We start from the raw sequence: 20,926 nt of genomic DNA, 5'->3' as shown, positions 1-20,926 counted from the left end.
GCGCGGCGCTGCGCGATCTGCTCTGCACCCGGCCTCATCGCAGCTGAGCGACCGTGACCGCGGTCGCGTCGTCCGTCGGACCGAGCCGGGGATCGCGGTCCAGGACCTGGCCCCCGGCTCCAGCACGGCCACGAATGAGCAGGGCCAGCCAGGAATGATGCGCTGATAGATCCGCGCGCCCTCGAGGACCGGGTTCCGGACGGCAGCCGGGCATGTTGACCGTTCACAGCCAGTCGCTGAATGCCGGCGGGGCTGGCTCGTCGGCGTCGGACGCTGAACCCGCGCCACCGCCCGGCCCGCTGTAGACGAGCTGCGGCGGGCCGGGCGGGGCCGGGTCGGGCGGTGGCGCGGGGGCGTGCTCAGCCGACCGGGGCCGGTTCGGGGCGCGGTTGCGCCGGCGCCGTACCGCGCGCCCGGCCGCGGCGCTCCAGGGTGACCGCGACCACCGCGATCACCAGGGCGGAGGCTGCCAGCAGGGCGCCGACCCAGTTGGGGGCGGTGGCGCCGAAGCCGGCGGTGAGCACCAGCCCGCCGAGCCAGGCGGCCAGCGCGTTGCCGAGGTTGAAGGCACCGATGTTGACGGCCGAGGCGAGGGTGGGGGCGTCCGCTGTCTGGTCCAGTACGCGCTTCTGCAGCGGCGGCACGGTGGCGAAGCCGAAAGCGCCGATCAGCGGGATGGTGACGGCGGCGAGCGGCTTGCTGTGCGCGGTGAAGGCGAACAGGGCGAGCACCACGGCCAGCGAGCCGAGCGCGACGAACAGCATCCGCATCAGCCGCCGGTCGGCGTAGCGGCCGCCGACCAGGTTGCCGGCCACCATGCCGAGGCCGAGCAGCACCAGCAGCCAGGTCACGGATCCGTCCGCGTAGCCGGCGGCCTCGGTCATCATCGGGGTGATGTAGGTGATCGCGGCGAAGACGCCGCCGAAGCCGAGCACGGTCATCGCCATCGACAGGATCACCTGGACGTTGCGGAAGGCGGCCAGCTCGCGGCGGATCCGGGCCTCGCCGCGGCGCGGCGGCTCGTCCTGGGGGATGAGGGCGGCGACGCCGAGCAGGCCGAGCACGCCGAGCCCGGCGATCAGTGCGAAGGTGATCCGCCAACCGGTCTGCTGGCCGATCATCGTGCCGAGCGGGACGCCGACCACGTTGGCCACGGTCAGGCCGGTGAACATCGTGGCGATCGCGCCGGCCTGCTTCTGGGGAGCGACCAGGCGCGCGGCGACGATCGAGCCGATGCCGAAGAAGGCGCCGTGGGCGAGCGAGGCGATCACCCGGCCGGTGAGCATCAGGGCGAAGGTGGGGGCGAGCGCGGAGACCAGGTTTCCGGCCACGAACAGGCCCATCAGCGCCATCAGCATCCGCTTGCGGCTGATCCGGCTGCCGATCACGGCGAGCAGCGGGGCGCCGACCACCACGCCGAGGGCGTAGCCGGTGGTGAGCAGACCGGCTGTGGGAATGGAGACGCCGTAGGACACGGCGATGTCGGGCAGCAACCCCATGATCACGAATTCGGTGGTGCCGATGCTGAAGGCGCCGATGGTGAGCGCCAGGAGGGCGAGTGGCATGGCGGGGAGCCTCTCGGTGGGTGGGGAGGGGGATCGCTTCGACATTAATTGCAGACGCGGGTAGTTGCAAGCGCGGCATATTGCATACGCGGTCTATTGCGCTTCTGGACTATGCTGGGGGGTATGCCTCCGAAGGGAGTTCCCATGACCCGGCCGCAGCCCGGCCTCGCCCAGGGCTGGTGCGCCCTGTCCGCCCTGCACGGCCGGATCGAGACGCACGTCGAGCGGGCCCTGCAGGCGGCGCACGAGCTGAGCGTGCGGGAGTTCTCGGTGCTCGACGTGCTCAGTGCGCAGCACGAGGGCGAGGGCGGCCACTTCCGGATGCACGAGCTGTCCGATGCCGTGGTGCTCAGCCAGAGCGCCACCACCCGCCTGGTGACCCGGCTGGAGGAGCGCGGCCTGCTGACCCGCTACCTCTGCGCGACCGACCGGCGCGGCATCTACACCGACGTCACCCCGGCCGGGCTGGCCCTGCTGGAGCGGGCCCGGCCGGTCAACGACGCGGCCCTGCACGAGGCCCTCGCCGCCGCCGAGCAGCGGGCCGAGCTGGCGCCGCTGGTGGCGGCCGTCCGCAACCTGAAGGCGCCCGCCCTGACACCGGGCGGGTGAGCCGGCTGGTGTCCCCCGCCCACGACCGTCGCGGCGGCCCTACTCGGCCCGCTGACCTGTAACGAGATCCGACGCCTCGTCGCAGCCTTCTTGCCTTGGACGGGCCGGCGACGTCGTCCGTCATCGGGGTGCGGCCGATGATGAACCGGACGCCGGTGTCGAGTGGAACGGTCGGCGGCGAGAGCACACCGCGCACTGACCAGCGCTGAACTGTGTCGGCGAATGCCCATGTGCAACAGTCGGCGCCGCTTGATGGGTTGTCAGCTTGCCGTCACTGGTCCGGGCAGGAGATCTCGCGGTCGAACAAGGCCGGGCCGCCGGCCCGGTGGACGGTCAGCAGGTAATCGTCGGGGACAGTTGACCGACGACCCGTCGTTGCGGGAGGACGTACTTCCCGGCTCAGCTCCCCCCGGATTGCCGCTCCCGCCCGTAGGCGACTGGACGCCGGTGCAGATCGCGGCTCGGGGCGTGCCGTGGCCTCCGCCCACGGGCTGGGAGAGGGAGCCCGCCGATCGCTGGGAGCCCAGGCAGGCAGGCAGGCAGGCGGCCGCCGGTGGACGCGGTGATGGTCCGGTGCTCAGCCGTTGACGCCCAACTGGGTCAGCAGCGTTTGGTTGTCCTCGATGTGCCAGTCCTCGATGATCTTGTCGGTGCCGACGTGCTGGATGTCGATGGCGTTGAAGTCGACGTTCTGGCCGTTGCCTCGGACGCCGTTGAAGGTGCCGGTGAAGTGGCCGCGGAAGACCAGCCGGGCGGTGATCTTGTCGCCGGTGACTAGCAGGTCGGACAGCTCGCAGGTCAGGTCGGGCACGGCGGTGCGGAAGTTCTTCGAGGCGAGGACCGGACCGGTGGGGCCCTGCGGGCGGCCTGCGGGCAGGGTGTCGTCCTTGAACTGTGGGCTGATCGCGGCGTCCAGGTACGTCTGCTGCCCGGTGTTCCAGAAGGTGTAGAGCTGCTGAGCCAGGTGGACCTCCTGGGCCGCGCGCTGCTGGCCGATCGAGCGGTCGACGGTGAGCGAGGTCGGCTGGACCAGTGCGGGGGAGCGGTCGACCAGGCGCCGCGGCCAGGTGTGCGGGGACTGGTGGCGGTCGTTGTCGTGGGCGAAGGCGGCAGCGGCGGTGCCACCCGCCAGGCTCGCCACCACGGCGGCGAGGGCGGCGGTACGGATCAGGGTTCGCGAACGCATGAGGGCAACTCCTCGAATCGGCCGGTCACGCTTGCGGTTTCGGGCGTGCCGGGGTGGCCGGCCGGTCCTTGCGACCGGCCGGAGGAACTGGTGGTGGGCCGTCAGGATGGGGCGCACCGCGCCGTTGGCTGGGGCTGCGCCGGTGAGTTGGCCCGTGATGGGCGCGCGCGGACGGGCGGTCGCCCGGGTGGCGTCCTCGGGTTCGCCGAGGTGGTTGGGCAGTCGCCTAACCTTGCGGAGGGAGTGAAGGATCGCCGCCCCGGATGCCGGGCCGACCTGTGCGCCGGCCCGGCGGGCTGGACGTCAGGCGAGGCGGCCGCCGCCGTCGACGTGGAGCACGGTGCCGGTGACGTACGAGTTGTCGATGGCGTAGAACACGGCCTTCACCAGGTCCCGCGGACTGCCCACGCGGCGGGCCGGGTTGCGCTCGGCCACACCGCGCAGGAACGTCTCCTTGTCGGTGCCCAGGCCGTCCCAGGAACCGGTGTCGACGATGCCGGGGGAGACGGCGTTGACCCGGACCGGGGCGATCTCCACCGCCAGCGCCTGCACCAGGAAGGCCAGTGCGCCGTTGGTGGTGGCCATGACCGTACGTGCGGGGGCCGGACGCCAGGCGGCCACACCGGAGAAGAAGGTGAACGATCCGCTCTCGGACACCTGGCCGGCCAGGTGCTTGGCCAGCAGCAGCGGTCCGATCACCTTGGCCGAGAACGCCCGCTGTACGTCGGCGAGTTCGAGGTCCCGCAGCGGGCCGTTGGCCGGCATCGCGGCGGTGGAGACCAGGTGGTCGAACCGGCCGACCGCGGCGGCGAAGTCCGCGATCGACCGCTCGTCGGCGAGGTCGAGCGTGAGCACCTCGGACGGGCCGGAGAGCTCACCGGCCGTCCACTCCAGCTTGCGCGGATCCGGACCGGCCAGCACGACGCGGGCACCGGCCGACGAGGCGGCCCGGGCAATCGCTCGCCCGGTGCGCGAGCCCGCGCCTACGACGACAACGCGCTGTCCCGAGAGGGGGGTGCCAATGGACACGGGAAACTCCTTGGGGGAATCGGGAATCGGGAATCGGCCGCCACTGCATCTCCGCGGCGGCCGCACCACGACCCTCTCCCGGGTCCCGATGATGAGTCCAAGGCTTGCTCTCTACCGCAGCGATAAAATCTGCTCATGGCAATCCCGACGCTCCGGCAGCTCGAATACCTGGTCACCGTGGTCGACACCGGCTCCTTCACCCGCGCGGCCGAGCACCTGCACGTCACCCAGCCCGCGCTCTCCCACCAGATCCGGGCTCTGGAGAGAACAGTCGGCAGCCCGCTCCTCGAACGGCTGCCGCGCTCCGTGCGGCTCACCCCGGTGGGCCGGGCGGTGCTGCCGCACGCCCGCGCCGCACTGGCCGAGGCCGAGCGCCTGCACACGGTGGCTCGGCACGCGGCCGGCCTGGAGGAGGGTGAGCTGGAGGTCGCCGCCGTGTACTCGGTCAGCCTGGGCATCCTGCCGTCCGTTCTGCGCATCTGGCGCCGCCGTCACCCCGGCGTACGGATCCGGCTGCGCGAGTACGCGCACGCCGACCGGCTCCAGGCCGCCATGGTCGCCGGCCGCGCCGACCTCGCCGTCGGTCCCACGCCCACCGCCTGGCAGGGGCCGATCCGCGAGCTCGGCGTCGAGGAGTTCGCGATCATCCTGCCCGCCGACGACCCGCTGGCCGTCAGCCCTGGCGCCACCATCGCGCTCACCGACCTCGCCGACCGCACCTGGGTCCACTACGCCCCCGACAACGGCCTGGCCGACCTGCTCGACCGCGTCTGCGCCCAGGCGGGCTTCCACCCCAAGGTGGCGATCCGCGCCGAACAGACCTCGGCCGTGCCCCTGCTCGCCGCGGCCGGGCTCGGCCCGGCCCTGGTGCCGGCCAACATCGTCCCGCTCCACTTCGACGGCGTCGTGCTCCGCCCGGACCCCGCGATCCGCCGCACCCTCACGGCCTACACCCGCACCCGCCCCGACCCCCTCAGCGCCGCCTTCGCCGACCTCCTCGCCGACCAGGCCCGCGTCAACCCGACCGCCCTCCCGGCAACCACTCTCCCCGCCTGGACCAGCAGCCTCGCGCAGGGGCAGAACCGCACACCGCGCGCCGGATCGGCGACGACCTGACGGACCGGCGGGGCAGACCGTGACCGGGCACCAGGGGCAGCAACCGTGTGATCAGGGCGGCACCCACGACACCGCCCCCTGCGACTGCCCCTGCCCACCGCTCTCGCGTTTGCCCGTCTCGATTCGAGGGGGTGGGCACCCGCGACCGCCGTCAGGCCGCTGTCGGCGGTCGGCTATCTGTAGAGCGCGATCCGTGGGGCGACGGTACCCGGGGACGGCTTGAGGAGGGTCAAGCGGTAGTGCTCGGTGAGGGTGTGGTGGCTGTGCAGTACGTGCTTCGCCGGGATCAGGTCGGTGAAGAGGGTTCCGGTCTGCACGCCGAGCGGCAGGGTCTGCCAGCTGCCGTCGGCGTTCTCCACCCGGAGGCTGATCGCCCTCGGATCGAGGAACGGGCCGTTGACCGGGCCCTCGATCAGGACCTGCGGTGCGATGATCTGGTCGCCGGCCGAGTCGTTGCGGTACTGGAAGGAGACCTCGTGCGGCGCACGGTCGGTCGGCAGCGGGCTGGTCGGCAGGTCGACGAAGCTGGTCGGCGGGGCCGTCGATGCGGCCGACACGACGGCGGGCCCGGCGGCGGCATTAGCGCTCACCGGCGCCGCCACCGTCACAGCCGGGGCAGCGAGGGCGGCGACGGCCAAGGCCAGGACGGGGCGATGGATCTTCCTGGTGGTCATGCTGCGACTCCTTCGGTCTGCGGGCGCGGTGGCCCGCGCAGGCCGAGGCGCCCAGGGGCGGGACGAGGTGTCCTGGTGACCGAGAGGGTCCCGCGGGGCACGGGCCCTCGCTGTCCGTGCGCGTCGTACCCATCCACGATGCGCGATAGCGGTCTGCGGCGCATCCGCCCGTGTGTGTGCCTGGGCTGCTGTGCCGAGTACTCGTTCGCGGCTGCCGCTCATCCGGGGTGGGAAGCCCGGTCGGCGTGAGCCCGAGCCCGCCGGCCGTACCTGCAGACCGGCCGGTGCTCAGCGGGCCGTCTGCGAGGGCGTCCCGGGACCCAAGCGGCGCGGGGCCGTCGAGCGGCATGGACCGTGCCGCGTGTTCGTCGAGGCGTTCGCAGGCCCCGCCCGGCCCGGCCCGGACCCTGGTCGCTGAGCCCGACCAGGGCTGCGGGGGCCAGGCGGGCGCGGGTGAGGATCAGGGTGACGGTGTCCTGGCGGCGGTGTGCCGCCCGCGGATGTACGCCTTGCACCGGTCGTCGACGCACCGGTCGTCGATGCGCGCGTCGTGGCGGCGGCCGCCTTCCGCGGGCGGGTTACCCGTGGCAGAGCTGCCAGGGGTGGGTCAGCACTCGGTGGGCAGGTCGAGTGTGACCGGCGCCGGCGGCCACGGATAGGCGGTGACCGAGAATGACGCGTGGACCGTCGAGCCGCAGGCGATGGTGGCATTCACCCCGCGGACCTGGACCGTCTGGTTGGCGAACAGCACGTACTGCTGGACCGTCCCGAGGGAGTAGCCGCTGACCACCGAGCCCGTCAGGGTGGCCTGCAACTGCGGCGGCAGCGGGGCCGGGCTGCCCGGGGAGGGCGGCGAGGGCGGGCCGGCCAGGCTGATCTGACCGTAGAGCTGTACAAAAGTGCCGGTCCGCTCGGCGCAGACCTGGGTGAGCAGGCCCGACTGGAGAGCGGACGTACCGCAGGTCACGGTGGTGCCACCGCTCGGCGGGGGCAGCGTGTCGGCGCTCGCCGGGGTGGTGCCGAGCAGTGCCACGCCTGCCGTACCGAGCGCGAGCAGGGTAAGTCGGATCATCGGATGTCTCCCTTGTCGGGCGGCGATCGGGTCGTCCGGAGTGCTATTGCTATGTGATATTGCACTACGCATTCGACTATCGAATGACTCCCAGTTGAACACTTGGTGCCCACATTTCCCGGCGGCTGCGCCAACGGACCGGCGGCGTCACCACTGTGCGGGCCGACCCGACCGAGCGGCCTCGGACGTCCTGTCAGTCCTGCGGCCGACGCCCACCCGTGATCTCAGGGCCAGCCAAAACCGGTTCCGACAGCAGATATCAGCAGATATTGATGCGGCATCAACTGTCGATGGCCTGATGATCCTGGTGCACACCGGGCTGTGGAGCGAGGTGGGGCGGCAGGTCACTGCTCTCTGTGACGCGGAGGTCGAGCTCTACCAGGAGATCTCCAAAGTCGGGCCAGGCGAAGAGCAGCGCACCGGCAACGCTGAACGGCGAGCCAGCCATCGCCCTGACCGTGGACACGGGTGACGGGTCGACGGCAACACTGGTGGTCCCCGCCCATGGCACACCCTTTCCGCTCCAGGCGAAGTACCGTGGCAGCACTGCGTCCTTCAGCGCTTAGAAGCGCTTCCCACATCGAAGGTAGGGTCACGTTTTCCCAGGTGAGGTGTGTGGCCGTCGCTCGGTAGGCATGCTCGGGCCGCAGCCGGACCCCGCGGGTGGTGGTGCGCGGGCGCGGTGGGCACGCGGGGGCGCCGCAGCTGGCCCGCAGCCCGCTGCCGGGGGCCGCGGCGAGCGTGCTGCGGCTGGGCGAGGCCGCCCGGCCGGGCGTCGTGCTGACGGTGGCCTCGCTGCTCGCCGGGGCCGGTGCGGGCAACGTCTCCGACGAGCTCGACTCGCCGGAGGTGGCCGCGGCGCTCGCCGCCGCGCGGCGCGATGCCCTCGCCCGGGTCGCCTGTCCGAAGCTTCCGCGGGCGGATCACGCGCTGAGTGCCTTGCGTCCGCAGGTGGACACGAGTGGGTACCACAGCGCGCTGAAGCCCGGGTCGGCGGCGAGCTTCCGCACGTGGGCGAGGTCGCCGTCGGTGAACCCCCGGGCCCGCAGGGGGTCGCGGAGCTGGCGGGTGTGGATGTCGTGCAGACGGCTGCCCGGTCCGCCGCCCGTCCAACTGTCCGTGCGGTGGACGCTGTGCACGTCCTCCAGCCGCAGCCGGGCCATCGCGGCGTACAGGCCGCGGGCGCCCCACCGGGGGTCGGCTCCGGCATCGGCGAGGATCTGCACGACGGCGCCGCTGAACCGTCGGAAGAGCGCGGCGTCGGCCGGGGCTGAACTGGTCAGCACGGGGAGCCCGTCCGGCTCCACCGTGCTCTCCTCGATGACCAGCCATCCGCCCGGGGCCAGCGCGTCGACCAGCCCGGCGAGCACCTCGCGGCGCTCGGGCAGGTGCATGAGCACCCACCGGGCGTGGATCACGTCGAAGGGGCCGCCGTCAGGAGCGGGGTCCGAGCGGACGTCGTGCCGGAGGATCCGTGCGCCGGGTGCCGCGATCCGGGAGGTGTCGAGATCTGTGGCGACGACCCGTCCGCCGGGGCCGGCGAGTTCGAGCAGGTGACGGGCGATCGAGCCCCCGCCGGCTCCGACCTCCCAGCACCGGGCGCCGGCCGGTAGGTCCAGCCGGTCGAGGCACTGGAGGGTCCCCGGATCGAGCATGGTCTCCAACGCGTCGAGCTGGTCGTCCACCTCGTCCGCGCCGGAAAATGCGTACCGCGTCTGTGATGCCGTGCTCATCGGCGGAACTCCTCGCTCTCCGGACACCCGGGAGCCGGTTCGGGGTGGGTGGCCACGGTTCCAGCCTGGTTGCGAGCCCGCCGCTGCCCGCTCATCCGATCGGTGGATCCAGCGGTGCTCTGCCGCCCGGCCGAGGACGCGCGGGCCCGCGCACCGGTGGCCGGAGGCTGCCCGGGTTCGTCCGCGGCGGCGGCCGATCGGACGACCTCGGCGCCGCGAACGGCGGGGCAGCATGGTGGCAGCGGTCGGCCGTCCGGGCCGGGCATCCCTGCAGGTTGTCGTGTGCCGTGTGGACACAGGAGCTACCGGTCGCATGACCCACGTCTTGATCGTCGAGCCCGACGCCGGCACCCGCGCCGGCCTCCAGGGTGCGCTGCAGCAGTTGAGATACCGCGTCTCCGCCGCCGAGTCGGGGCAGGACGGGATGTCACGGGTCATCGAGGATGCCCCCGACGTGGTGATCCTCGCCCTGGACCTGCCGGACATGAGCGGTCTGAAGGTGCTGAGGATCCTGCGATCGGTGGTCCGACTCCCCATCGTGGCGGCGGTGGCGCGCGCCGACGAAAGCCTCGCCGTCCAGGCGCTTCGCGCCGGTGCCGACGATTCGCTGGAGAAGCCGTTCTCGGTCAACCTGGTGGATGCCCGGCTGACCGCGCTCATGCGGCGCTGCGGGGCCGAGGAGCCGCCGGAGGTGATGACGGTCGGCGGACTGGTCATCGACGTCCAGGCCCACACGGCCACACTGGGCGACCGGGTGCTGGACCTGCGCCCGATGGAGTTCCGCCTGCTCGCCCATCTCGCCGCCAACGCCGGCCGGGTGGTCAGCAAGGCGGAACTGCGGGAGCGGGTGTGGGAGAACGCCTACACCACGAACAAGACCATCGACGTGCATCTGTGCTGGCTGCGCAGGCAGTTGGGGGAGACGGCGGCGCAGCCGCGGTACCTGGGCAGTGTCCGCCGGGTGGGCGTCAGCCTCAGCGCTCCGGACGTGGAGGCCTGACCGCGGCGGTCAGCCCTCCGTGAGCACCAGAGAGGTCGAACCCTCGCGGCGGACCGTCGCGGCGGTTCCGCAGTCCGCCACCTCCAGCAGGAACTTCGCCTCCCGGAGAAGCGGCTGGAGCTCGAGTTGCTTGTTGCCGCCAAGTCTGATGTGCGCGGTGACTGCGCAGACTTCCGGCGTGTTCTTGCGCGGGGCGTGGAAGACGAAGAAGACTCGAACGGCTTCGTCGAGGCCGGCGCGGACCTCGCTGACCTGCACCCGGATGTTGTTCGCTGCGAAGCCTGGAGTATGACTCCCTGCCCACTGCTCTTTGAAGCGCTGCTTCAGTGACTTCCGTTTCGCGGGCTGCACCGGCTGCACCGGCTGCACGGGCTCTGGCTTCGACGCTTTGGTGTCCGCCTCCGCGGCGCCGCTCTCGACCGCTTCGGTCGGCGCCGACCACTTGGGATCCCGCACGTGCTCCCCCTCCCAGAGCAGGGCACCCTTGAGATCCAGTCGGGATACCGGGCAGGGTGCCAAATCCTCCAGCCGGGTCAGGCCCGCGATCGCGGTGATCGAGATGGTGAACCGGTACTTCTGCTCGGTGCCGTCATGGATGATCTCGTGCCCGGGGCGGGCTGCCACTTGCTGGTACCTCGGAGTCCAGGCACGCACCGCCGAGAAGGCACGGATCTCCAACCCATTCATGACCGTCGTGCTGGACAGGTCGATCACCATGCCGGACCCGCTCAGCGCGGCCGCATTGCCAGGTGGCGAGCTGTCGGCCGTGCTGGACGCCGCCGACGGCGAGTCGCGATTGGTGAGGCCCTTGACGACGGCCCGATAGGCGTCGTCGCAGCTCCTCTGGCGCCGGCTCCAGGCCTCCCAGAACTGCCGGCGCGGGCTGGCTTCGGGCCAGTCCGTGGCGACGATACCGGGATGGCTGCGAAAGTACCGGTGCCACTCCTCCTGGATACCCAGTTCGCGCTTGACGACCGCGGCGAGCGCCTCCACGGTGGGCAGCGGCACGTCGGGCTTCCCGGCGGCGACGTACTTGTCGAGCTGGTCCACCGGCATGAGGACGGCTTTGCGCCGGTCGTGCCACTGCGTGGTCGACGCTGAGCCGAGGGTGAGGGCTATGGCCAGTACGACCGTGAATTCGGCACCGCCGGTGTCGGCACGACTTGGGAGAGCGGTCTTCGGATCCGACTCGAGGAACTCGGCGTACGTCGTGTGGACGTAGCGCTCGCACGGCGCCCGGTCGAGCCAGAGGGGGATGGGCTCCAGTGTCGGCTGCTGCATCGTTGTTCCTTCCGCGGGGCAGTGTGGTTGTGCGTACCCGGCCGGCGCGGCCGGGCCGCTCAGGGGTGGGTCAGTGTCAGGCCGCAGTCGATCAGCAGCCGCAGGTCCTGCTCCGTCCCCTGGCCGTCGCCCAGGCGCTTCCACGCCGCGTCGATCTCTGGGCGTCGCGTCGCGATCGCCGCGTCGGACAGCTGCTGCGCCGCGGGCTTCTCCTCGACTGCGGCGGGCACGGTGTCCCTGCGGCGCGCCGTCGATGCCGCGACGGGCTCCTCCCGGATCGGGCCCGCGGGGGTCCGTCGGCCGTCGGTCGTCGGTGCGGCGGGTTGCTCGGCCTGGTGGCTGTCAACGGTCTGCCGTGATATTCCGGCACTGCCGTACGCCGCCCGGGCGGCGTGCCACGCATCGCCCAGCAGTCCGGTGAACTGCTCCTCGGGCTGGAGTCCGCCGCGGAAGAGGGCGACGTGGTCGAGCAGCTCCTGCCAGCGGGCGTCGCTGGCGAGCACCGCCGCCGCCCAGCCGTCCCACTCCGCCGTGTCGGCAGGAGCGGCGAACCAGGGTGCGAGGCGTGCCAGCAGGGCCACGGCCTCCTCGAACCGCATCACCGACTTGAGCTGCTCCTCGGCGACCGTCCACTCGACGTACACGGCTTGGTGGAAGTCCTGTTCGGGGGCCACGAGTTGGAGGTCGCAGTTGCGGAGCAGAACGTTGACGAAGGGGACGAACTCCGGCGCCTGGCGCACCTCCTCGGGCAGGTTGTCGTACCAGTCGGCCCAGCTCCAGCCGAAGGGCGGCGGCCGCAGGCCTGCCCGGCAGGTCGCAGCGACTATTTCTTGGAACTCGTCGAACCGGTAGTAATGATCCGCCTCGGTGAAATAGTGCTCCAACGTGAACGTCATGGCGTGGTTCCCTTCTCGTGGGGGCGTCGTCCCATCAGGTGCCAGACGCCCCAGGCCGTGACCAGCAGCAGGCCTGCGGCCAGCCAGGCGGCCAGGTTCATCCCGTGCAGGAAGGCGTCGCGCGCGCCGGTCACCAGCGTCGCGCCCAGGTCCGGCGCCAGGTCGGCCGCGTGTACCGCTCCGCCCAGCGACTCGTGCGCGGTTTCGGTCAGGGCCGCGCCCAGGCCGGCGGGGACGTCCAGCCGGGCCTGGTACACGGCGGTGAGGACCGATCCGATCAGTGCCACCCCGAGGCCCGTGCCCAGCTCGTAGGCGCTCTCGGTGACCGCGGCGGCCGCTCCGGCCTTCTCCTTCGGCGAGTACGTCAGCACCAGCTCGGTCGCCAGCGTGTAGACGAGGCCCTCGGCCACGCCGACGGCCAGGAAGGCGGCACCCAGAAGCAGGTAGCCCGTGCCGGAGTCGGCCCAGCCCACGGCGCCCAGTCCCGCGCCCATCAGCAGGAGCCCGCCGACCATGGCGGTGCGCGCACTCGTCCGGCGCACCAGAGCGCGCACCGCCAGGCCTCCGGCGACCGCGCCCGCAAAGGCCGGGAGTTCGACCAGACAGGCCCGGAGCGGCGAGAGCCCGCGCAGCAGCTGGAGGTACTGCGAGAGGCAGAACACCACGCCGGCCAAGCCCACCAGGGCGACCAGTGCGGACAGTGCGGCGGCGGCGAACCGCGGTTCGCGGAACAGGGCCAGGTCCAGCAGCGGAACGCGCAGCCGGCGCTGCCTGCGGGCGAACAGCACGAGGGCGGCGCAGCCGATCACAGCGGCGCCCAGCACGTCGGCGCGGCCCAGGCCGTGCAGGGCGCCCTCCTTCACCGCGTAGACCGCGCCGAAGATGCCCACGGCGGACAGCAGCACACTGCGCACGTCCCACGGCCCCGGCGCCGGATCGCGCGACTCGGGCAGCAGTAGGGCGCCCAGGACCAGCAGCAGCACCATGACGGGTAGGTTGAGCAGGAAGACCGAACCCCACCAGAAGTGCTCCAGCAGGACGCCGCCGATCAGCGGCCCGAGCGCCGCGCCGCCGGCCGCCGCCGCACCCCAGAGGCCGATGGCCGCGGAGCGTTCGCGCTCGTCCGGGAAGATCGTGCGGATCAGCGACAGGGTCGACGGCATGATCGTGGCACCCGCCACTCCCAGCAGCGCGCGGGCGGCGATCAGCCACCCGGGGCTGCCGGCGAAGGCGGCGAGTACGGAGGCCGCGCCGAAGGCGGCGGCGCCCACCAGCAGCAGCCGTTTGCGGCCGAGCCGGTCGCTCAGTGCTCCCATCCCGATCAGCAGGGCGCCCAGCACGAACGAGTAGACGTCCCCGATCCACAGCAGCTGCGGACCGCTGGGACCGAGGTCCCGGCTGATGTAGGGCAGGGCCAGGTACAGCACGGTGCCGTCCACGGAGACCAGCAGGATGGCCAGGACCAGCACGGCCAGGCAGACCCAGCGCGAGCGGCCGGGTGTCGACCGCGAGGCCGGTGCGGGGGTGGGAGGGGTCACGTCCTCGATCTCCGGGTGGGTTGGTCGGGTGCGACAGCCGGGGCGTCCGAGCGGGCGGCGTTCGGCTGCTCGCGGGCTCCTGGGCGCCTTGGTCCATCAAACCCGCGGGGGCCCGCTCCGGGACACGGCTGATCGGGTAGCCGGGCAGGCACGGCGAAACCCCCGACCGGTCAGCTGGTCGGGGGTTAGCAGAGGCGTGGCGGGGCGTGCGGGCCGTCGTCCCCGGTTACTCCAGGAGGCCGCGGCGCATGCCTTCGGCCACCGCCGCGGCCCGGTCGGACACGCTCAGCTTGGCGTACAGGCGCTGGGCATGGCTCTTGACCGTGCTCGGGGCCAGGAAGAGCTTGCTCGCGACGTCCGGGATGCTCAGGCCCTCCGCGAACATCCGCAGCACCTCCTGCTCGCGGTCGCTGAGGATCGGCGTGTCGTCCGTCAGGCGGACCCGGATCTCTCCGGCCAGGCCCGCGGCCAGCTCGGGCGGGATCACCGTCCCTCCGCCGGCCACCTGGGAGACCGCCTCGACGATCTTGCCCCGGGGGGCGTCCTTGAGGACGTAGCCGGCGGCGCCCTCCTGGATCGCCTTGAAGACCAGGCTGCTGTCCTCGAAGGCCGTCAGCAGCAGCACCCGGGTCGGCAGCTTGTCGCGCACGACGGCATGGACCACGGCGATGCCGTCGAGGTCGGGCATCTGGTAGTCGACGACCGCGACATGCGGAGTGTGCTCGGCGATGGCCTTCAGCGCGGCACGACCGGAGTCGGCCTCGGCCACCACCTCGATCCGGCCGCTCATGCTCAGTGCCCGCCGCACGCCCTCGCGGTAGAGGGGGTGATCGTCGGCCAGGACGACGCGAATCATCTCGTTCAGTGCGCCCATGTCCATCCCTCTCACGAGTCGGGCAGTGCCCTGACCTTGAGGTTAACGCTTTCGCGGGGCGATGACTCGCCGCGCACGCCGGAGGCGGCGCCGGATCCCGTGCCGGGCACGGGATCCGGCGCCGCCTCGTCAGCTCTCGGTGCGCTGCCGGGGACCGACGGTCACCAGCCGATGCCGATGGTCAGCCTGCTCGGCGGATCGGTGTTCGGCAGGATCTTGACGGAACTCTGCTGGTTCACGTCGTCGTACGGGAACCCGTACGTGTGCTCATCGATGCCGATCGTGTGGAAGAAGGCCGAGTAGTCGTTCGAGGGTGCCGAAGTCCCGTAGTACTTCGTGGCGTCGTACCACTTCGAAGTGTCTGATGCGACACCGCGGTTGAAAGCCGCGCAGAACTCGGCGCCGAGCTCCAGCTCGGTGGTGTCCATGCCCGGCGACGCCAGCGCGCCGGAGCAGGACAGCACGTCCTGCGAGGTGGGCTCGCTCAGGACGAAGTCGCCGTTGTCGCCCGGCTCGCCCGCGCCGTCCTTGGTGAAGTGGAGCTTGTTGTCCCGCTCCACCCGGCCCGTGAAGGTCTGGTTCGCCCGGGTGAGCGTGAACTGCTTCTGGTGGTACTCGTTCCAGACCTGGTCGATGACCTTCGAGAGGTAGCCGGCGTCCGGGCCCTGGGCGCCGAAGTCGCTGGAGGAGCGCGGTGCGACGATCCGGTACGGATTCTCCAGGCCCTTGAAGGCGGGACCCACGGAGCTCAGGTATTGGGAGAAGACCTGATCGCGGCTCATGTTGATGCCGGAGGTCTGGTCGTAGTGCGAGGAGTCCTGCTGGAGCCGCGCGTTCAGCGGGAAGCCGAACATGTCGACCTGGGTGGTGTTGCCGCCGAAGGCGATCTTCCCGTACTGGTAGGTGAACTCGTACCAGTCGAAGATGACGTCGGCGTTCGGATCGGTGGCGCTGTGCAGGTCCGGACCGGCCCACCCGCTGTCGTCGGGGGCGACGCCCAGGTACATCGGCGAGCCCAGGGAGATGTAGATCCGGCCGCCCTCCAGGTGTTCCGGCATCGTCAGCGAACGGTCCTTCGCCTGCGCGAGCGAGAACGACATGTCGGGGTACGACTCGCCGTTCTTGGTGAGGTGTCCCGGCTGTGCCGCCTCCGTGTGGTCGATGGGCTTCACCGTGCCGTCCGGCGTGAGGTACGACCACTTGCCCGGCGTCTGCTGGCCGAGCACCGTCAGGTAGATCTGGTCGTCGGTGTACTTGCCGTGGGTGTTGTTCTGGAACACCGCGGGGAAGGTTCCGGTACCGCTGGGGGGAGTCCCGCCACCCAGGGAGACGTGCCGGGTGTCGTAGTGGGAGCCGGGGCCGTAGTCGTGCGTGAACCAGTAGCTGACCGGGGTGCCGGCGGGCGGGGCGGGGACGTCCTTCTGCCAGGCCAAGCCGTTGCCCTGGTCCATCCGGAGGTCCTGTTCGATCCCGCCCTTCGGGACGAAGTGGACGTCCACGTAGCCGGCGGCCTGAGTTGGCGTGAAGCTGAATTCGAGCTGACCGCCCTTGACCGTGGCCGACTGCTGAAAGGCAGGCGCGTCGGCGTTGGCCGGGAGGGCGGCGACGGCTGCGGCGGTGGCCAGGGCTGCGGTCAGGACGGCCATCGTTCGCACGATGATCGGTCGTCGTCGGTGTTGTCGGCGTGGCGCGGTCTTCAAAGGCTCCTCTTCCTGGCGCAGGGTTGCGCGCGTGTGTCAGGACCGCTGCCGAGCGCCGCTCGGGCCGGGTCCGGCGGATCGACAGGGCCGCGTCGTTGACAGGCAATCGCCACGTGCGGCGCGGCGGGAGCGGCGTCCTCCCAGCCGTCACGGAACGTGGCGGTCTCCACTCTGGTCAGGTGCGGCGCGATGCGCCGCCCGCCGACCGGTCGGCCCGGTGGTGGAATCAACTGGCCCGATCGGGCCGACTTTTCGGGCCTGACGGCCGCCGCGAGGCGCGCCCCGGCACCGCGGAACACTCCTGGACGGACAGCGGATCGGACTCCGTCGCCTGCGAAAGCTGCTCAACCAGGCTGTCCCACGGTGGTGTCGGTGTCCGGAGCCTCGGGGGCAGCCGTTCGGACAGCGGGACCCCGGGCGCCCGTCCGCTCTCCGGCCGGGCCGGCCGTGGTGCAGGAGCATAGGCAACCGGGGAGTCCGGCGTGGCGTCATCACCCGTAACAAGCGGCGTTCGCATGCCAACGATCCCTGGTCGTCGACCGCACACGGACGCTGCTGAACCGAGCCGACGAGGAGAAACGACATGACAGCTCAATGGCCGCGATCGGCCGACGTCGCCCGCGTGCCCCGCCGGTCGCAGCCCTCGCCTCCTGGTGGGGCGCCCACGGCGTTCGTCGCCGGCGGCCCGGGTGTACGGCCCCCCGCACCTGCGCGGTCGACGCGGTCCGCGGGCAGCCGCCGGGCCCGTCCCGCGGGCCGTGGCGGACCCGTGCGGAGCCCGGGCCCGCCGGGCATGGACAGGCGGCGTGCCCGAGAGGTGACCGTGGCGGCGGCATCCGGGCCGGTCGTCGGTGCTGCCCTGATCCAACTATCTTTTCCTGCAGCTGAGTTCATGCTCATCATTGCCGTCGCTCTCGGGACCGCCCTGGCAGTGGCGCGGGCGACCCGGGAAGGCTGGTGGTGGGTGCTCACCGGCGTCCCGCCGCTGATCCTGATGGCGACCGCCGGTGTGGACGTGCTCGCCGGCGCGAGTGCGTCCACCGGCTCGGCCGGCCTGGCGACGGTGGCGATCCGCTCGACGGCGGCCGCGTTCCCGGCGATGGTCACGGCGCTGATCGTCGGCCTGGCGGTCGTGGCGGTGCGTCTCGTGCGCGAGCGCGGGAGAGCGGTCCGGCGGGAGGGCCGCCGTGACTGAGCCGCGCGCGGCCGGCCCAAGCGGCCGGGCGATGCGCCGGGCCGCGTCCCGACGCCGACAGGCCCGCCGCTCCGTGCTGCTGGCGCGCACCCTGACGTGCACGCTCGCGCTCGCCGTGGTGAGCGGCAGCGGCGGCGTCTGGGCCGCCTACCGCAACGTCACGAACGGCATGATCACCTCCCAGGCCTTGGACGCGGTCCGCCACTCGGCCCCGCCGCGGCTGGACAAGGCCGTCAACGTGCTGCTGATCGGCCTGGACAGCCGCAAGGACATGAACGGCAACGACCTGCCGGGCCAGTTCGTCCAGGACGAGCTGCACGCCGGCTCCAGCAGCGACGTCGGCGGCTACAACACCAACACCCTGATGGTGCTGCACATCCCGCCGGACGGCGGAAAGGTCACGGCGCTCTCCATCCCGCGCGACGACTACGTCCAGACCTACGGCGCCGACGGCAGGATGCACAAGATCAAGGAGGCCTACGGGATCGCCAAGGCGGCTGCCGTGACCAAACTGTCGGGCAAGGGCCTGTCCAAGGCGCAGGTCGAGCAGCAGAGCCGTGAGGTGGGCCGGGAGGCCACGCTCGCCACCGTGCAGAAGTTCCTCGGCGTGCCGATCGACCACTTCGCCGAGGTCAACCTGGTCGGCTTCTACGACATCGCCAAGGCGGTCGGGCCCATCCAGGTCTGCCTGAACAAGGCGACCAAGGACCCGGCGATGGAGGGCCAGGGCTCCGGCGCCGACTTCCAAGCGGGGATCAACACGCTGGACGCCTCGCAGGCGCTGTCGTTCGTCCGACAGCGGCACAACCTGACCAACGGCGACCTCGACCGGACCAAGCGCCAGCAGGCCTTCCTCGCCTCCGTCGGCTACAAGCTGAAGAGCGAGGGCGTCCTCGGCGACCTCGGCAAGCTGGGCGCGCTGCTCGACGTGGTGAAGAAGGACGTCGTCATCGACAACCAGTGGGACATCCTCGACTTCGCCCAGCAGGCGCCGAACCTGATGGGCGGCAACGTGGAGTTCAACACGCTTCCGATCACCGGGTTCAAGACGGTCAACGGGGAGTCGGTCAACACCGTCGACCAGCAGCAGATCCAGCAGACGGTCCGCCAGCTCTTCACCGACAAGGCCGCCCCGGCTCCGCAGCCGAGCGGGACCGCGAGCCCGTCCGGTGGAGCCTCGGCGGCTGCGCCGGGACGCACCGGGAGCGGCACGGTCGACGTCTACAACGCCTCGCCGGTGGCCGGCGCGGCCGCGAAGGAGTCCCACGCGCTGGCCGGACTCGGCTACCACGCGGGGGCCGTGGGGAACGCGCGGACGAAGTCGGGCACCACGACCGTGACGTACGGAGTCGGAGCCGAGGCGGGCGCCGCGGGAGTCGCCGCCCGGTACGGGGTCAGTGCCTCGCCGTCCTCCTCGGTGCCGGCCGGGCACATCGTGGTGACGCTCGGCACCGGCTTCCGGGCGCCGGCCGCGGATGCGGGCGGCGCTGCTCCCGCCGCACCCGACAAGCCCTCGGCGGCCCCGAGCGCGCAGGCTCCCAGGATGCAGGGTGCACCGGTGACGATGGGCGGCATCCCCTGCGTGAACTGACCCGGCGCCGCGCCGACGGGGAGGTGCACGACCGTGCGTGCGCGGCGGTCCGGCCGGCTGCCCGCTGCCATGACGTCCAGGGTGCGCATCAGGGTTACTCCCTGGTGTGCGCCATGGAAACTGTCGGAAGACTGGCGCCGAGTCGTAGCGGTACGCAGACGGGCGAACCCCTTTCCGTACGCGCTGAGAGCAATCCGCACCACTGGAGCCTGAGTGAACAAGCGCATACCCGTCCACGTGCACGCGGCCGACCCGATCATGAGTACGGGTCTGGAAGCCACCATGCGTCCGCGTCCCGAGGTCCTCCTCGTACCGGCGGCGGATCTCGACGAGTACGGAGTCGTGCTCCAGGCGGCGGATGCCTACGACGACACCGCGCTGCAGGAACTCCGCCGGCTGCACCGCAACGGCTGCCGCCGCGCGGTGCTCGTCGTGCTCGACATCGACGACGCCACGCTGCTCGACGCGGTCTCGCTGGGCGTCTGCTCCGTCGTGCCGCGCTCCGAGGCCACCGCCTCGCGTCTGGCCGAACTCGTGGTCCGGGCCGGTGCGGGCGAGGCCGCGCTACCGCCCGACCTGCTCGGCCGCCTGCTCAAGCAGGTCGGCAGGCTGCGCCAGGACCACGAACCCAGACCCAATGCGGACATCGGGCTCTCCGAGCGGGAGACCGACGTGCTCAAGCTGGTGGCCGACGGTCTCAGCACGCAGGACATCGCCCATCAGCTGCGGTACTCGGACCGTACCGTGAAGAACACCCTCCACAGCATCACCACTCGGTACCACCTCAACAACCGGGCGCACGCGGTGGCCTATGCCCTGCGCGAGGGCCTGATCTGAGTCCTGCGGGGTCAGTTGTCCAGGATCTGCGCGATGCCGGTGTCGAGGGCCTGGCGGACGTGCTCCTGCTCGTACGGCAGGAGCCGTTCGACACCGTCCAGGAACCGGGCCAGCCCCGCCGCCCTCGTCCGTAGCACGGCGGCGCCCTCCTGCGAACGGAGCACCAGGATCACGTTCCCCTCGCCCGTCGGCCCGATGGCCACGTCCCCGTCGCCCGCCTGGCAGGTCAGTCCCCGGCGCAGCAGCTCGCGGCTGATGGACCACGCCACGGGCCCCTCGAAGCCGTCGGGGAAGGTGCACCGCACGACATAGGGGTCGGTCGGCCAGTAGTCGAGGCTGATCCACAGGCGCAGGAACAGGTCGTCGACGATCAGCAGGCCGACCTCCAGGTCGGCTCGAACGTGGCGTTCGTATCGGAACAGCATGGCCCACCGGTCTCGTTCAGGTCGTAGAGGGCTGTCACCACAAGGGAGTTGACGGCCTCGCTGGCGTGGCAACATCGAAGCACGTCGCATCGGTGGGCTCGCTGCCCGTTCGGGTGGATTCCTGGACGTCCGTATTCCCGACCGGCCCCGGCGGGTGGGCCCGCCGCCGGGGCCGATGTCAGGCCTGGACCGCCCGCGGCAGCGGCTTTCGGTCGAACTTCGCGTCTCCGCCCAGCGGTGGCAGCGCATCAGGGATGCCGTTCGGGGTCTGGGCGGGTTTGGTCAGCATGAAAGTGAAAAGGAGCGGAGTACCGCTGTCCACCACGACGGGCTGGCCCGTCGTCAGCACCTGCGAGAGGTTGCCCGGCAGCAGGGTGAACGTGAGCATCCCGACACCGCCGGCGAAGCCGGGCTTGGAGTAGGTGCACGGAACCGGCGGCATCCCGCTCACGTCCGGCGGGATGCAGGCCGGCACCCCGCCGACCTGGAAACCGCCGGAGCCCTTGGCCAGCGGGATCCGGTTCGGCGATATCGACACGCCCGGGGGAGGTGTGATCACGATCGAGTCGCCGGTGCGAACGATGTCGCCGGCCATAGGTCACCTG

Annotated in this window: 19 protein-coding genes; 6 read left to right on the top strand and 13 right to left on the bottom strand. The window is 71.5% G+C overall.

Annotated elements, in window-relative coordinates; genetic code table 11:
- Positions 1-359 precede the first annotated feature (359 nt).
- Positions 360-1,565, bottom strand: coding sequence for an MFS transporter (locus BS80_RS01245; RefSeq protein WP_035791642.1), 1,206 nt, complete (start codon positions 1,563-1,565; stop codon positions 360-362).
- 144 nt (positions 1,566-1,709) lie between these two features.
- Between BS80_RS01245 and BS80_RS01240 the strand changes: the two genes are divergently transcribed.
- The gene (locus tag BS80_RS01240; RefSeq protein WP_035791637.1) at positions 1,710-2,174 is read left to right on the top strand and encodes a MarR family winged helix-turn-helix transcriptional regulator; all 465 of its coding nucleotides are present in this window, start codon (positions 1,710-1,712) and stop codon (positions 2,172-2,174) included.
- Between the two features lie 577 nt (positions 2,175-2,751).
- Here BS80_RS01240 and BS80_RS01235 read toward each other — a convergent pair.
- The gene (locus tag BS80_RS01235; protein WP_035791635.1) at positions 2,752-3,360 is read right to left on the bottom strand and encodes an ester cyclase; all 609 of its coding nucleotides are present in this window, start codon (positions 3,358-3,360) and stop codon (positions 2,752-2,754) included.
- A gap of 303 nt (positions 3,361-3,663) precedes the next feature.
- On the bottom strand, positions 3,664-4,389 hold the full coding sequence (locus BS80_RS01230; protein ID WP_232246303.1) for an SDR family oxidoreductase: 726 nt from the start codon (positions 4,387-4,389) through the stop codon (positions 3,664-3,666).
- 135 nt (positions 4,390-4,524) lie between these two features.
- Here BS80_RS01230 and BS80_RS01225 point away from each other — a divergent pair, with 135 nt between their 5' ends.
- The gene (locus BS80_RS01225; RefSeq protein ID WP_232246302.1) at positions 4,525-5,505 is read left to right on the top strand and encodes a LysR family transcriptional regulator; all 981 of its coding nucleotides are present in this window, start codon (positions 4,525-4,527) and stop codon (positions 5,503-5,505) included.
- 173 nt (positions 5,506-5,678) lie between these two features.
- On the opposite strand, the gene BS80_RS01220 is transcribed toward BS80_RS01225, so the two are convergent.
- From BS80_RS01220 to BS80_RS01205, 3 genes are all read right to left on the bottom strand, one after another.
- A complete protein-coding gene (locus tag BS80_RS01220) occupies positions 5,679-6,179 on the bottom strand; it encodes a hypothetical protein (protein ID WP_232246301.1) in 501 nt (166 codons plus the stop codon).
- 607 nt (positions 6,180-6,786) lie between these two features.
- Positions 6,787-7,251, bottom strand: coding sequence for a hypothetical protein (locus BS80_RS01215; RefSeq protein ID WP_035791633.1), 465 nt, complete (start codon positions 7,249-7,251; stop codon positions 6,787-6,789).
- A gap of 923 nt (positions 7,252-8,174) precedes the next feature.
- Complete coding sequence (locus BS80_RS01205; RefSeq protein WP_035791629.1) at positions 8,175-8,984, bottom strand: class I SAM-dependent methyltransferase; 810 nt, start codon at positions 8,982-8,984, stop codon at positions 8,175-8,177.
- Positions 8,985-9,297: 313 nt separating this feature from the next.
- Here BS80_RS01205 and BS80_RS01200 point away from each other — a divergent pair, with 313 nt between their 5' ends.
- Complete coding sequence (locus tag BS80_RS01200) at positions 9,298-9,984, top strand: response regulator transcription factor (RefSeq protein WP_035791627.1); 687 nt, start codon at positions 9,298-9,300, stop codon at positions 9,982-9,984.
- 9 nt (positions 9,985-9,993) lie between these two features.
- Here the strand turns inward: BS80_RS01200 and BS80_RS01195 are convergent, their stop codons facing one another.
- The 5 genes from BS80_RS01195 to BS80_RS01175 form a co-directional block, all read right to left on the bottom strand.
- Positions 9,994-11,265, bottom strand: coding sequence for a hypothetical protein (locus BS80_RS01195; RefSeq protein WP_035791624.1), 1,272 nt, complete (start codon positions 11,263-11,265; stop codon positions 9,994-9,996).
- Positions 11,266-11,324: 59 nt separating this feature from the next.
- The gene (locus BS80_RS01190; RefSeq protein ID WP_035791621.1) at positions 11,325-12,161 is read right to left on the bottom strand and encodes a hypothetical protein; all 837 of its coding nucleotides are present in this window, start codon (positions 12,159-12,161) and stop codon (positions 11,325-11,327) included.
- Positions 12,158-13,699: an MFS transporter gene (locus BS80_RS01185; protein WP_157535736.1), complete on the bottom strand. Its 1,542-nt coding sequence runs from the start codon at positions 13,697-13,699 to the stop codon at positions 12,158-12,160. The genes BS80_RS01190 and BS80_RS01185 overlap by 4 nt, the downstream gene beginning before the upstream one ends.
- Positions 13,700-13,925: 226 nt before the next feature.
- Positions 13,926-14,573, bottom strand: coding sequence for a response regulator transcription factor (locus tag BS80_RS01180; RefSeq protein ID WP_035792810.1), 648 nt, complete (start codon positions 14,571-14,573; stop codon positions 13,926-13,928).
- A 161-nt stretch (positions 14,574-14,734) separates the two neighbouring features.
- Positions 14,735-16,219: a glycoside hydrolase family 64 protein gene (locus BS80_RS01175; RefSeq protein ID WP_051965602.1), complete on the bottom strand. Its 1,485-nt coding sequence runs from the start codon at positions 16,217-16,219 to the stop codon at positions 14,735-14,737.
- 946 nt (positions 16,220-17,165) lie between these two features.
- On the opposite strand from BS80_RS01175, the gene BS80_RS01170 reads away from it, so the two are divergent.
- From BS80_RS01170 to BS80_RS01160, 3 genes are all read left to right on the top strand, one after another.
- Positions 17,166-17,468 carry a hypothetical protein gene (locus tag BS80_RS01170; protein WP_035791618.1) on the top strand — a complete coding sequence of 101 codons (303 nt, stop codon included), beginning with the start codon at positions 17,166-17,168 and terminating at the stop codon, positions 17,466-17,468.
- A complete protein-coding gene (locus BS80_RS01165) occupies positions 17,461-19,059 on the top strand; it encodes an LCP family protein (protein WP_063771858.1) in 1,599 nt (532 codons plus the stop codon). Before BS80_RS01170 ends, BS80_RS01165 begins: the two co-directional genes overlap by 8 nt.
- Before the next feature lie 213 nt (positions 19,060-19,272).
- Positions 19,273-19,896 carry a helix-turn-helix transcriptional regulator gene (locus BS80_RS01160; protein WP_035791615.1) on the top strand — a complete coding sequence of 208 codons (624 nt, stop codon included), beginning with the start codon at positions 19,273-19,275 and terminating at the stop codon, positions 19,894-19,896.
- 11 nt (positions 19,897-19,907) lie between these two features.
- Here the strand turns inward: BS80_RS01160 and BS80_RS41465 are convergent, their stop codons facing one another.
- Both BS80_RS41465 and BS80_RS01150 read right to left on the bottom strand, forming a co-directional pair.
- Positions 19,908-20,321, bottom strand: coding sequence for an SsgA family sporulation/cell division regulator (locus BS80_RS41465; protein WP_051965600.1), 414 nt, complete (start codon positions 20,319-20,321; stop codon positions 19,908-19,910).
- 178 nt (positions 20,322-20,499) lie between these two features.
- Positions 20,500-20,916: a hypothetical protein gene (locus tag BS80_RS01150; RefSeq protein ID WP_035791612.1), complete on the bottom strand. Its 417-nt coding sequence runs from the start codon at positions 20,914-20,916 to the stop codon at positions 20,500-20,502.
- Between the last annotated feature and the right edge of the window lie 10 nt (positions 20,917-20,926).

Origin of the sequence: Kitasatospora mediocidica KCTC 9733, from assembly GCF_000744225.1 — a bacterium.
Taxonomy (GTDB): domain Bacteria; phylum Actinomycetota; class Actinomycetes; order Streptomycetales; family Streptomycetaceae; genus Kitasatospora; species Kitasatospora mediocidica.
The sequence above is the reverse complement of the archived record's forward strand: the minus strand, read 5'-3'. Positions and strand labels throughout refer to the sequence as shown.